Source organism: Vibrio cholerae, assembly GCF_008369605.1.
Lineage (GTDB): Bacteria > Pseudomonadota > Gammaproteobacteria > Enterobacterales > Vibrionaceae > Vibrio > Vibrio cholerae.
In genome coordinates this window covers 241,997-255,406 of the sequence record NZ_CP043554.1, presented here as the reverse complement: position 1 = coordinate 255,406, position 13,410 = coordinate 241,997, and the positions used below count along the sequence as shown (strand labels likewise).

General features: G+C 49.2%; 11 protein-coding genes. 4 read left to right on the top strand and 7 right to left on the bottom strand.

The genetic code is table 11. The annotated features are described in order from the left end of the window. Positions 1-59: 59 nt before the first annotated feature. From F0316_RS01235 to crp, 3 genes are all read left to right on the top strand, one after another. Positions 60-269 carry a YheU family protein gene (locus F0316_RS01235; protein ID WP_000586561.1) on the top strand — a complete coding sequence of 70 codons (210 nt, stop codon included), beginning with the start codon at positions 60-62 and terminating at the stop codon, positions 267-269. 96 nt (positions 270-365) lie between these two features. After that, complete coding sequence (locus F0316_RS01230) at positions 366-1,235, top strand: phosphoribulokinase (RefSeq protein ID WP_001274667.1); 870 nt, start codon at positions 366-368, stop codon at positions 1,233-1,235. A gap of 242 nt (positions 1,236-1,477) precedes the next feature. Beyond that, positions 1,478-2,110, top strand: a complete 633-nt coding sequence (crp, locus tag F0316_RS01225; RefSeq protein WP_000242749.1) for a cAMP-activated global transcriptional regulator CRP — start codon at positions 1,478-1,480, stop codon at positions 2,108-2,110. 78 nt (positions 2,111-2,188) lie between these two features. On the opposite strand, the gene F0316_RS01220 is transcribed toward crp, so the two are convergent. From F0316_RS01220 to F0316_RS01200, 5 genes are all read right to left on the bottom strand, one after another. Next, entirely contained in the window at positions 2,189-2,980 is a 792-nt protein-coding gene (locus F0316_RS01220) for a DUF1338 domain-containing protein (protein ID WP_069213162.1), read from the bottom strand. 142 nt (positions 2,981-3,122) lie between these two features. Next, the gene (gene astD / locus F0316_RS01215) at positions 3,123-4,580 is read right to left on the bottom strand and encodes a succinylglutamate-semialdehyde dehydrogenase (RefSeq protein ID WP_149560153.1); all 1,458 of its coding nucleotides are present in this window, start codon (positions 4,578-4,580) and stop codon (positions 3,123-3,125) included. Positions 4,581-4,589: 9 nt separating this feature from the next. Then, a complete protein-coding gene (gene astA, locus F0316_RS01210; protein ID WP_000962042.1) occupies positions 4,590-5,609 on the bottom strand; it encodes an arginine N-succinyltransferase in 1,020 nt (339 codons plus the stop codon). 139 nt (positions 5,610-5,748) lie between these two features. Further along, positions 5,749-6,960, bottom strand: coding sequence for an aspartate aminotransferase family protein (locus tag F0316_RS01205; protein WP_000215477.1), 1,212 nt, complete (start codon positions 6,958-6,960; stop codon positions 5,749-5,751). Between the two features lie 397 nt (positions 6,961-7,357). Continuing rightward, positions 7,358-7,939, bottom strand: coding sequence for an aminodeoxychorismate/anthranilate synthase component II (locus F0316_RS01200; protein ID WP_000925696.1), 582 nt, complete (start codon positions 7,937-7,939; stop codon positions 7,358-7,360). Positions 7,940-8,192: 253 nt separating this feature from the next. On the opposite strand from F0316_RS01200, the gene rimO reads away from it, so the two are divergent. After that, positions 8,193-9,605: a 30S ribosomal protein S12 methylthiotransferase RimO gene (rimO, locus tag F0316_RS01195; RefSeq protein ID WP_000218159.1), complete on the top strand. Its 1,413-nt coding sequence runs from the start codon at positions 8,193-8,195 to the stop codon at positions 9,603-9,605. Between the two features lie 73 nt (positions 9,606-9,678). On the opposite strand, the gene xds is transcribed toward rimO, so the two are convergent. Continuing rightward, a complete protein-coding gene (gene xds / locus F0316_RS01190) occupies positions 9,679-12,288 on the bottom strand; it encodes a GlyGly-anchored extracellular endonuclease Xds (protein ID WP_000426008.1) in 2,610 nt (869 codons plus the stop codon). Between the two features lie 269 nt (positions 12,289-12,557). Beyond that, the gene (locus tag F0316_RS01185) at positions 12,558-13,313 is read right to left on the bottom strand and encodes a substrate-binding periplasmic protein (protein ID WP_000925517.1); all 756 of its coding nucleotides are present in this window, start codon (positions 13,311-13,313) and stop codon (positions 12,558-12,560) included. Between the last annotated feature and the right edge of the window lie 97 nt (positions 13,314-13,410).

Here is a 13,410-nt window from a genome sequence, read left to right as displayed (position 1 = left end):
TTTCAGTCGTACAAAAGAACCGTCATAAAAAAGCGCCATCATAAAATATAGAGGTATTTATGATCATTCCATGGCAAGAGATTGCGCCAGACACACTCGACAATTTGATCCGTGAATTTGTGCTGCGTGAAGGCACCGACTATGGCGATATTGAAGTCTCGCTAGAAGAGAAAATTGCTCAGGTACGTACTCAATTACAATCTGGACAAGCTGTGATCGTCTATTCAGAATTGCATGAAACCGTGGATATTAAATGCCATCCGTTTTAGCCATGCCGTGACGACAGCATTTTCCGTGCTATAGTCATTTTTCGGAAGGTGTCTAAGTTAGCACCAAAATCAAGGACTTAAAGGACAAGGTTTGTCATGTCAGCCAAACATCCGATTATTGCGGTGACCGGTTCTTCCGGCGCCGGTACCACTACCACCTCAGAAGCCTTTCGCAAGATGTTCAATATGATGAACATCAAACCCGCTTGGGTGGAAGGAGACAGTTTCCACCGTTTTACTCGCCCAGAAATGGATGTGGAAATCCGCAAAGCGCGTGAACAAGGCCGCCATATCAGCTACTTTGGCCCGCAAGCCAACGATTTCCCTACACTGGAAGAATTCTTCCGCCAATATGGAAAAGTAGGCACCGGCCAAGTACGCCGCTACTTGCACACCTTTGATGAAGCGGTGCCGTATAACCAGATGCCCGGTACATTTACCCCTTGGCAGTCGCTGCCTGAAAACTCCGATGTGCTGTTTTATGAAGGCTTGCACGGCGGGGTCGTTGATGGCGATGTTAATGTCGCGCAACACGTCGATTTTTTGATTGGCATGGTACCCATCGTTAACCTTGAGTGGATCCAAAAATACGTGCGCGACACGCGCGATCGCGGCCATTCACGCGAAGCGGTGATGGATTCGATTGTTCGCTCAATGGACGACTACCTTAAATTCATCACCCCGCAATTTTCGCGCACCCACATCAACTTTCAACGTGTGCCTACGGTCGATACTTCGAACCCACTCAATGCCAAAGGCATTCCAACGCTGGATGAGAGTTTTGTGGTGATCCGTTTTCGTGGCATCAAAAACGTCGATTTCCCGTACTTGCTGGCGATGATTGATGGCTCGTTTATGTCACGCCACAACACCATTGTCGTCCCCGGCGGTAAAATGAGTTTTGCGATGGATTTGATTGTGCGCCCGCTGCTGCAACAACTGATCGAAACGGGAAAAATTGGCTAGATCCGACCAGTGATGAATGCTTACTTTTCATACCGTGATCATGTGCACAGTTTTGCGTAGCAAATCGGACTACTGACACGATTAAAATCAAGAAATCGATTTCGAAAAAGGATACTATTCTTAACCGAAACACAAGATAGCTTGCAGCCTTGGGTAACACCTCTTATTCTAGTAAGCCCAATTGAGGCTTCGCTAAAATATGGATAGCGGCAAGCGTACCCTGCAGAGGAAGTGAGATTATTATGGTTCTAGGTAAACCTCAAACCGATCCAACACTAGAGTGGTTTCTTTCACATTGTCACATTCATAAGTACCCATCAAAAAGCACGCTGATCCACGCGGGTGAGAAGGCGGAAACGCTGTACTACATCGTAAAAGGTTCAGTTGCGGTACTGATCAAAGATGAAGAAGGTAAAGAGATGATTCTCTCTTACCTGAACCAAGGTGATTTCATCGGTGAACTCGGCCTGTTTGAAGAAGGTCAAGAGCGTACCGCTTGGGTTCGTGCCAAAACACCGTGTGAAGTGGCTGAAATCTCATTTAAGAAATTCCGTCAGTTAATCCAAGTTAACCCAGACATTTTGATGCGCCTTTCAGGTCAAATGGCTCGTCGTCTGCAAGTGACCAGCCAGAAAGTTGGCGACCTTGCGTTCCTAGACGTAACTGGCCGTATCGCACAGACTCTGCTGAACCTTGCACGTCAGCCCGATGCGATGACTCACCCTGATGGTATGCAAATCAAGATCACTCGCCAAGAGATCGGTCAAATTGTTGGCTGTTCTCGCGAAACCGTTGGCCGCATCCTGAAGATGCTGGAAGAACAGAACCTGATCTCTGCCCACGGTAAAACCATCGTGGTTTACGGCACTCGCTAAGTGCCCCGATAACCCGTCTCGTGTTATAAAAAATAGCCACCCTGCGGTGGCTATTTTTATTTGTGTGATGCGCTAGATTTAACGGTTCGTGCTTTCAAAGATCTTATCCGCCGAAGCTTCGACAAATCCGGGATAGAGCTGACCATCGGCCATAGGGTAGCGTTTGGCAAACTCATAAAAGCCACCGGGGATCATCTCCGCGCCTTCGTTAAAACGCACTAACACTTTATCAGCCATGGTTGAAGACTGTTCTAGCAAGACTTCTGGTGAGCCTTTTACTTCCCCACCCGATTCATTGATGCTAAAGCCATGTTGGCGCAGATGGTCATTGACCTGTTTCACTTCATGCAGCGCATTGAGCTGATTCACGCTGACTGTAAAGTGGTTTGCACCATAACCATGCGCCGCAAGCCAAGCAGCATACTCACTCTCTTTCGCCAAAGTAAGATAGTCGGCATGGCTTAAGCTCCATAAGCGACCGCCATACAAAAAAGCCTCACTGGCTAATGCTTGTGGCTGAACTTGCGCCACCAGCTTTTCAACAATCGCTTGCAGCTCAGGTGAACACTCTTCCACTTTCAGCTCACTAATGAAAACCTTAGGCTGCAAAGGATCGGGATGTTCAAAATGCTTAGCAAAGAGTTTTTTACTTTTGAACTCATACTCACCACACGCTTGGTAGCCGAGTGCCAGAAACGGTTTAGCCAGCGTCTCTAAGCCCAGTGGCGCCAAATTAAATGTGCGCAGCGCAATATGGTCATTAATCAGCGGCTCATCTTCTTGTAGGAGTTGATGCACTCTGTCTGCCGATGGGCAGAGGCGCTCAATATAATCATTCCAGAGCGATTGGAATAAAGCTGTTGGCGTCATAACGCCTCCTTGTTGATCCTATGAAACGCAAACGGACTAAGGTTAGACGCCGTGTAATTTACCCAGCGCTAACACGATAAAGCTTTCAACCTGTGACGGAAAAAGTGCCTACTTGGCTGCGCAGGCACAAAATAAATTATGATTAGAGTTCAACACCCGGGCTCAAGGTGGCAGGAAGCAATGTTGTCTCCCCCTCCATTGAAGCCATCGGATAAGCGCAATAGTCGGCGGCATAGAAGGCACTGGGGCGTAAGTTGCCCGATGCTCCTGGGCCACCAAATGGCGCATCACCACTGGCTCCGGTTAATTGGCGGTTACGATTGACGATGCCCGCACGAATATGTTCGACAAAATAATCCCACTCGCCATCATCCGTCGAGACGAGTCCGGCGGATAAGCCAAAGCGGGTATCATTGGCAAGCTCTACCGCTTGCGCCAAAGTCTGGTAACGCACTACTTGCAGCAAAGGCCCGAAATACTCATCATCCGGTAAGCGCTCAATCGCCGTCACATCGATGATGGCCGGAGTGATAAACGCCGCATGCAAGGCGCGAGCTTCAAGTAGACTTTTTCCGCCTAGCGCTTGTAGATCTGCTTGCGCCTTGAGGATCACTTGTGCTGCTGCTTCAGAAACTAACGGTCCCATAAAGGGTGCGGGCTCAGCAAAGGGCTGATCAATACGCAGCTTGGCCGTTACGGAAACCAGTTTATCGAGCAGTGCATCGCCTTTCGTCCCGAGTGGCACATACAAGCGACGCGCACAGGTGCAGCGTTGACCACTGCTGATAAACGCCGATTGAATAATGGTATAAACCGTGGCATCCAGATCGCCATAGTGCTCTGAAATCACCATAGGGTTATTGCCGCCCATTTCCAGCGCCAGCATTTTGTCCGGCTGACCTGCAAATTGGCGATGCAGCAGATGTCCAGTATTGGCACTCCCCGTAAACAGCAAACCATCAATCCCGCGTGATTGCGCTAGCGCAATCCCCGTCTCTTTTGAGCCTTGAACCAGATTGATGACACCAGCAGGCAAGCCAGCCTGTTGCCATAACTGCATCAAGACTTCGCCAGTCCACGGGGTTTGCTCAGAAGGCTTAAACACCACGGTATTGCCCGCCAGCAGCGCAGGCACTATATGCCCATTCGGTAAATGGCCGGGGAAGTTATACGGACCAAACACCGCCATCACACCCAACGGTCGATGGCGCAATACCAGCTGATTACCCGCCGCTTCACGCACGGTTTCACCGGTACGCTCATGATAAGCACGAATCGAAATCGCGATTTTTCCGGCAATTGAAGCCGCTTCCGTGCGCGTTTCCCACAAAGGCTTGCCCGTCTCTTTAGCAATCACTTGCGCAATCTGTTCGCTGTTGGCTTTCACCAATTCCGCAAAGGCCAACACCTTCTGTTCACGCTCAGCAAATGGACGTTTTTTCCAGTCGAGAAAAGCGCGGCGAGCCGCATTCACTGCCGCGTCGACTTGCTCGCCACTAGCGCTGTAGCCTTGCCATAAAAGCTCATGGCTATAAGGCGTATGTGATTGTAGTTTTTCACCGGTCCCCGCAACCCATTCACCGGCTATCCAATGTGTCATGGCTATCCCCTACTGCGCCAAAATCCGTAAATAATCCCCCGTGCTCACTTCTAATGCCGCGGCGACTTTGGGGGAGATGATCACCGCGTTATCTTCTTGGCTGTATGCGGCTTTGGCCGCCGTTGCCCGGAAGTTCTCAAACGAGGTGTTACACATAATGAAATTCTGCGAGCTCGAATGTTCTGCCACTTCAACAATAGCGCGTACTGAGTGGCGCACCGATTCGATGTTGTTCAGCTCACATTCCACGGTTGGGCCCGCATCAAAAATGTCGACGTAATTGCGACAGGTGAAGCCCTCTTTCTCAAGCAATACCAAGGCGGGTCGCGTGTTTTCATGCACCTGACCAATCACTGCTTGCGCTTCTTTGCTCAGCAAATTGACGTAAATTGGCAGTTTGGGCATCAAGTCAGCGATAAAGCCTTTTTTGCCAATTCCGGTCAGATAATCGGCCAAAGTGAAATCAATCGAGAAAAAGTGCTCTTGTAGCCACTTCCAAAATGGTGAATTGCCATCGGCATCGGAAACGCCGCGCATCTCAGCAAAAATGGTTTTGGAAAAACGGTGTGAGTGTTCCGCCATCATCAAAAAACGGCATTTCGACATCAAACGACCATTTAAGCCTTGGCGATACTGTGGGCGCAAAAACAGAGTGCAGATTTCACTGCATCCGGTGTAGTTGTTACCAAACGTCAGCAACTTCACTACATTGTTGACTCCCAATTTAGGCGACGAGTGAACTATGGTGCTGATGTGGTAAGAATAAAACGGCACATCCCAGCCAATCGAAGCTTCAATGCCCGTGGTTCCGGCCACTTGCCCAGTTTCAGTATCCACACCCACCATCAAATAGCCTTCATCACCAGGCATTGTGACGTTCGGTTTGCTGAAGCTGTATTCTGAGTGGGTAATACGATTAGTCAGTAGCTCTTGATCTACTGGTAATGATGTGAAGCCATGGCCGGACTCGACAGCGCAGGTATGTAGCGCCTCATAGTCGGCCATGCTAATCGGACGAACAACTAGCATCTTTACTCCCTCCCGATGCGTAATCTCTGCATTGGATACGGGGCGATAACCTTTCGCCCCTCACGTCATCCTGCAGTCTGCGATAGCGTCGAACCTCCGTGGTTCGTCAATCAGGGCTTGCGATGCAAACCCTTCGCTATCACATCAGTGTGGCGATCGCTTTGTCTAAGCGAGCCATACCTTCTTCGATTTCTTGTTGGCTGATGATAAGAGATGGCGTAAAGCGAACCACGCTCGCCCCGGCCACCAACACCATCAAGCCTTGCTTACCCGCAGCGACCAGAATGTCACGCGCGCGGCCTTGCCATTCATCGTTGAGTGCCGCGCCAAGTAGCAAACCTTTACCGCGGATCTCTTTAAACAAGTGATATTTCTGATTGATTTTCTCTAGCTCAGCGCGCATCCACTGCTCACGCTGTTTCACACCAGCCAGTATTTCTGGTTGTGCGACGAAACCCACTACCGCTTCCGCTACGGCACACGCTAATGGGTTGCCGCCATAAGTCGAACCGTGTACGCCCACTTTCATGTGCTCAGCAATTTTCGCCGTGGTCAGCATGGCACCGATTGGGAAACCGCCACCGAGAGATTTTGCGGTCGCCAGAATATCTGGCGTCACACCAATCCCTTGGTAGGCATAGAAATCGCCAGTGCGGCCGTTACCCGTCTGCACTTCATCGAAAATCAGTAGTGCATTGTGTTTGTCACACAACTCGCGCACCGCTTGCACAAATTCGGCACTGGGTGAAATGATCCCACCCTCACCTTGCAGCGGCTCCATCATCACAGCACAAGTGCGATCGGAGATCTGCGCTTGCAGTGCAGCCAAATCGTTATAAGGCAAATGAACAATATCACCCGGTTTAGGGCCAAAACCATCCGAATAGGTCGCTTGACCACCGACCGATACGGTAAAGAAAGTACGACCGTGGAAACCTTGGTTAAAGGCAATAATCTCGGATTTCTCAGGACCATACACATCGGCCGCGTAACGACGCGCCAGTTTGAGTGCCGCTTCGTTGGCTTCCGCGCCGGAGTTGGCAAAAAAGACCTTTTCGGCAAAACTCACTTGAGTCAGTTTTTTCGCCAAGCGCAACGCTGGCTCATTGGTCATTACGTTACTTAAATGCCACAGCTTATTGGCTTGGGTGGTCAAGGCTTGCACCATCACTGGGTGGCAATGCCCTAGACAACTCACCGCAATCCCGCCAGCGAAGTCAATGTACTCATGACCCTGCTGATCCCAAATCCGTGAACCAAAACCTTTTACTGGGATAAACTCCATCGGGTTGTAACAAGGCACCATCACCTCATCAAAAGAACTCCGATCTACACTCATTTCCACCGTCATTACCCATTCCCTCTCGATACCGCATGCTCAGAGATAAGCGATTCTTCCACAAAATGGCTCTGTGTTAGATTATGTATTTCCTTAAAGCATTTGCAGCATTGTATTTACATTTATTTAACCATTTCAATGGTGAAAGATCTCGTATGCACAGGCAAGTGAGATAAACCCCACACCACGAGCGACTATTTATGCAATAAAAAAGATTATTTATGAAGTTATTTTTATGGGGCGATAGGAAATGAAGCAAAGAGGCAGCAAAATCAAGGCATGGCGCGGGTAGCACAATCCTCTATGAATAAGCTTGAAAAATGACAGCTTGCGGATAAATCTTTGATAAAAAGCGAAAAAAGTGATCGCAGTCAGTACGATCGGCACTGGGTACGCATCGTTCTTGGGATTAGGTGCGGTTTAAAAAATTCGCCAACAATTGGTGGCCTTGTTCTGTCTTTATCGACTCAGGGTGAAACTGCACCGCTTCAAGGGCTAGGGTTTTATGTTGAAAACCCATGATTTCGTCAATGCTGCCATCACTAAGCTCAGTCCATGCGGTTAACTCAAAGCACTCGGGCAGAGTGTCATTTTTCACCACCAAGGAATGGTAACGCGTCACCGTTAGCGGGTTATTCAATCCACTAAATAAGCCTTGTCCCGTATGACGAATGGGTGAGGTTTTGCCATGCATGACCTGACGAGCGCGTACCACTTGCCCACCAAACGCTTGCGCAATGGCTTGATGCCCTAAACAAACACCAAGGATGGGCAGTTGTCCTGCAAATGCTTCAATCGCCGCGAGTGAGATCCCCGCTTCATTAGGCGTGCATGGTCCCGGAGAAATCACCAAATGTGTTGGTGCCAGCGTGCGGATGCCATCCAGATCGATCTCATCATTACGTACCACTTTGACCTGCGCCCCTAACTCACAAAAGTATTGGTACAGGTTGTAAGTAAACGAATCGTAGTTATCGATCATCAGTAGCATGCATACGACCTTGGGATGGAAATAAAGTGCGCGTTATTGTGCAGCACTCCACTCTAAAGGCAAGCATTAAGCAAAGTTAACCGACTTGAGCAGACGTTTGCGCGCATTTTTTGCGCAATTTTCCTTTCTCTCCCCTATTCAATTTCCTAAGCTCAGTTATAATTCGCCGACTTTTATACCCGTCCCCTAGCCACGCTCTGCACAGAAGCGATAAGGACGGTGATTCGATAATTATCAGGTAGCACACAGAGCAATGACAGTTCAGACTTTTACGCCAAATCAAACCACGACACTGGAAACGGCGAAAAAAACCATCGCCGAGCAAAGCCAAAATAGCCAAACCACAGGCAATAAAATTGGTTTTGTTTCCTTAGGTTGCCCAAAAAACTTAGTGGATTCAGAACGCATTCTGACCCAACTACGCACTGAGGGGTATGAGATCGTCAACAGCTACCACGACTCCGATGTGGTGATCGTTAACACCTGTGGTTTTATCGACAGTGCGGTGCAAGAGTCTCTGGATACCATTGGCGAAGCGCTGAAAGAGAACGGCAAAGTGATTGTGACGGGCTGCCTCGGCGCGCGTGAAGATGAAATTCGCCAAGTGCACCCCAATGTGCTCGGTATTACAGGCCCACACGCTTACCAAAACGTATTGGAGCACGTACACCAATACGCGCCAAAGCCAGCCCATAACCCGTTTACCAGCTTAGTGCCGGATCACGGGGTGAAACTGACACCAAAGCATTACGCTTACCTGAAAATTTCTGAAGGTTGTAACCACCGCTGTACTTTCTGCATCATCCCTTCAATGCGTGGTGATTTGGTAAGCCGCCCAGTGGGTGAAATTATTGGTGAAGCGGAACGCCTGAAAAATGCTGGCGTGAAAGAGCTGCTCGTAATCAGCCAAGACACCAGTGCTTACGGTGTGGATACCAAACACAGCCTAGGTTTTGCTAACGGCTCACCAGTGCGCCATAACATCAAAGCGCTCAGTGAAGAGCTTGGCAAAATGGGAATTTGGGTTCGTCTGCACTACGTTTACCCTTACCCACATGTGGATGAAATCATCCCATTGATGGCAGAAGGAAAAGTGCTGCCTTACTTGGATATTCCATTCCAACACGCCAGCCCACGTGTTCTGAAAATGATGAAGCGTCCGGGACAAGCGGAGCGCACTTTAGAGCGCATCAAAAAATGGCGTGAAATCTGCCCAGAACTGGTGATCCGCTCCACCTTTATCGTGGGTTTCCCGGGCGAAACTGAAGAGGATTTCCAAATCCTGCTCGATTGGCTGAAAGAAGCACAACTCGATCGCGTGGGCTGCTTTAAGTACTCACCTGTTGAAGGCGCTGCAGCGAACGAGATTGAAGAACAGATCCCAGAAGACGTGAAACAAGATCGTTTCGAGCGCTTTATGCTCGTGCAGCAAGAGATCAGTGCTGCCAAACTGCAAAAACGCATCGGCAGCACCATGCAAGTGCTGATTGATGAAGTCGATGAAGAAGGCGCGATCGGCCGTACTTACGCCGATGCACCGGAAATTGATGGCTTGGTTTACCTCAACGGTGAAACCAACCTGAAACCGGGTGAGCTGGTTAACGTTGTCATCGAACACGCCGATGAATATGACCTATGGGGCAGCGTACTGCACGACGCGCAGTAAGTTCACACCACCAACGTAAGAAACTAAAAAGGCTAGCACACGCTAGCCTTTGGTTTATCAAAAATGCCACTTTCTAGCGACGGCGACGCCAAACACCAAGCCCCAATAGGCCAAGCAGTGCGCCTAAACCTAATGAACCACCGTAGATGTTAAGCTCCAGTACCGCTGGGTCATGATCTGAGGCGCGGAATTGATCCTTGTATTTCGGCAGGTTGCCTTTGAACTCATCGTTGTAGTCAAACAAGGTCGATTCTGCACCGTTAATGTGCCAATCGGTCGCATCCACGACTTTGTGTTTGAGGCTTGGACTGACTAACAGATGATCCAACGCGCCGACTTCATCATTAAATGAGTAGCTCCAACTGTCTGGATGTTTCATTGCAACTGCGTTGAGATAACCGTAGCTGTGTTTGATCTCTGCGCCTGAATCTCCAAACTGCTCCACACCGGCAATGTAAGTATTGCGTGCTGCGCGAATGGTTTTGCCGTATTTCTCTGGTGTGTAGTCAGTCAGCACCAGCATAGGATCTTCCATGCCGTACGAGTTCATATCACCGAGAATCACTTTGTGCCCATCGATTTTCGCCAGCGCATCACCCAACGCTACCGCGGCGGCGACGCGGAAGTTTTCACATGCGCCTTGGTAATCGAGATCTTTGCCAGCTTGTCCGCCTTGCTCAACGGGCGCGGCATCTTCCCAACACGCTGATCCTTTCGATTTGAAGTGATTCACCGCGACAGTGATTTTTTCGTTGCCACCTTTGACTTTAAAGGTTGGGGCAAGCGTATCACGCTGATAGTTTTTACCATCTTCAATCACTTTACCGTTGGCATCTACCACCTCTGGTGCTTGCTGACTTGGCATTGGGATGACACGATTTTGCGCCAGCTTCACCACTTTATCGCGATAGATAACACCTGTGGTGATCACATCAGTACCCAGTGAATCGGCAGCATCGGTTTTGCCATCACCATTCGAGTCAATCGCCACAAAGCGGTAGTGTTTTTTCTTATCCGCGATTTGGCTATTGATCTGATTCACCAATTGCGCAATCGCCGAACCTTCACCAAAGCCGTTGTTCTCAATTTCCATCAAACCCACGATATCGGCATCCAAACGAACAATCGCATTCACAATCTTGGCTTGCTGCACTTCAAATTCAGCCAGATTGTTGGCGCCACGGTTATCCCCATGTTGGTTAGCATCACCACCAAACGGCGAGTTGAAGTAGTTAAGTACGTTGAACGTGGCAATGCGCAGATCGCCTTCATCCAGATCTGGCTTGGCTTGACGCGGCGCATTATGCACCAGATTTTCTGCCGAGATGGTGTTGGTCACAATCAGGCGATATTCGTTATAGCTGTAGCTCACAACCCCTTCGAGGCCTGAAACCGTATCATCAATTCGGATATAGTCTTCGGTTGAACCATCTTGATCGACATCGGTGCGGCCAAATGTCGGGTAATATGGAATTTGCCCATCTGGTGCTTTGGCATCCGATTCCACAAACAAGCGGCGCTGTGCGTTATCCAGCTTCTGCTGTGAAGCTTGCTCTGAACCGGCAGGATGCTGCTGGTTTGGCTGCATATTGATGCGACCTTGTGCCAGCACCATATTGTTACGGCGCGAAGCATAGTCATAACCAAAGGTGCGAGTCACACGCATATCCAGCTCAGGTGTGGTTTTCACTAGCATGCCTTCGTAACGCTCTAGCGTCTGAGCAAAGTGTTCATCGGAAGGCAAGATCTCGATGGCTTGCGCTTGTGGCGCAGCTTGCTGGCCTTGTTTCACCCACTGATTGTTTTCCGCTTTGAGCTGCGTCAGGTTGTAATACTCCTGCACTTTGCCTTTCACGCACACCACATCGCCCGGTGCTAAGTCCGAACTACTTTGGTTGGTAAACACAAACAGCCCTTCAGAGGTATTCGGGTTGAAGTCATCTTCCAGCGCTTGTAGATAGAAGCCTTTAGTCAGTCCTGTCGTTACTGCACTCACCACACCTTTGACAAAGAAATCCTCATTGGTGATGTAGGGATAGCCTTGGATATAGGGAGAAGTGCTGCCTTCACCTTGGATTTGTTGGATGGTGGTAAAGCTTGGTTCAGCACCATCTAGCGTACAATTGAAGGCACTCGGTGGCGTGGTGACATCCAGTGCGCCAAGCCCATCAATATTGTCTTTGCCTTGGGTCGCCCAATCGGAAGCTTGGTAAGTAGCGCTTGGGGTGAGTGTTGTTCTGGCGAGCGTGTTGTCTTTCGCAAAATCTGCGCCGCCCATACTGCCGACCACGTCATGCACCGAACCATCGCTATTGAGCAGCGCAATCGGATCATTGCCATTAAAGTTAACCACTGTGTTGTTGGTTAGGTCGGCGGTCGCCAGTATCGCACTGTTGGCGCTACCGTGGGCAATCACCAGCACATCGCGCGCCGCAATCACTTGGCCATCGAGCGGTAAAGTTTTATCCCAAGTGCCGCTGCCGTTGGTCGACATCGCCAGTTGGTAGCCATTCAGGCTCACTGTTTGATCGGACGTGTTGGCAATTTCAATCGCTTTATTGAAGCTGCTGCCTTCAACGTATTGGGAAATCAATAGGTCAGCGTAGCTTGGCGCCACTAAGCCAAAGCTAATCGCTAAAGCTAACGTTGAGCGCGTTAAATTCGGGGTTGATCTCATTTCCATGATGTACCTTCTCCTCCCTATTTGCGGTTAACAGACAAAACAGGGTGTATTGAACCAGTATTGTGTTAAAGAAAAACGACTTTACGCGATGAGTGTTACTGTTTTTCATGCAACACAAAAACATTCAGCATTGATATCGAGATATTAATCTCATCAATAGAGCAAATACTTGAATGCATCGCAAACTTTCAACATGCGGGGTAAATAGTCAGAGCGGCGAATGAGCCGCTCTGGGAGGAGAAAGAAGCCATAACGTCCACGGCGTCGATTTATTCGGTTTGCGTTATCGACAAGAAGCGATCAAAAACCGCTTGCGCATGTCCGCTGGATTGGGCTTGTAAAATGTACTCATTGAGGCTGTTTAAGAGTGGCATTGCGTTTGGTAGGCTACGCCGAACCTGCACATGGTACTCCTTGGTTTTGCCTAAAAAGTGATGCTGAATCGGTCTATCTAACTGATAGAGCCCTAACATTATCCCGCCATAAATTGGCTCAATTTCACTCACGAACCAATCACAACGCTCTTTTTGCAGCATATTTAAGGCTTGCTGGACAGAATTGAGTGTCAGTGATGGCTCTCGTGGTAATGCGAAATTTTGGTAGTTAAAACCATTGATCCCGCATAGCACATCGCTATCGGTAGCCAGATTCAAATCCTTACTGTTTTCCGGCAAGGTGAAATAACCTAACTGGATCGTATAGAGCGGTACCGAGAAATAGCTGTATTCCGCCCTTTCGGCTCGATAGCTAGCATCCCAAGTTAGGTCACAGCGACCTGTCGCTTGCGCCAATTCTTGTTGAACCCGAGCCCATGGCATGAAATGCAGTTGGTATTCGATCTCTTGTTTTTTCAGTGCTTCGAGCACCAAGGTCGTGGCTGATCCCGTCAATGATTCTGCCTTTTCTTGTGCAGAGCTGCCTTGCCAATAGGTAAACGGTGGCCAGACATTAACGTCCCCAACGCAGACACGTAAGGGGTTGGCTAGCGCTCCATGCGCCATCCCGACTAGCATCAACAGCAACATGAATCTCATGGCTAACACTCTTTTAAATTTCGGTGTTTTAATTGTAGCCGTGTGAAACGCAGATGGGAGAATTCCTCACACACTTTCGCTCTGTGCA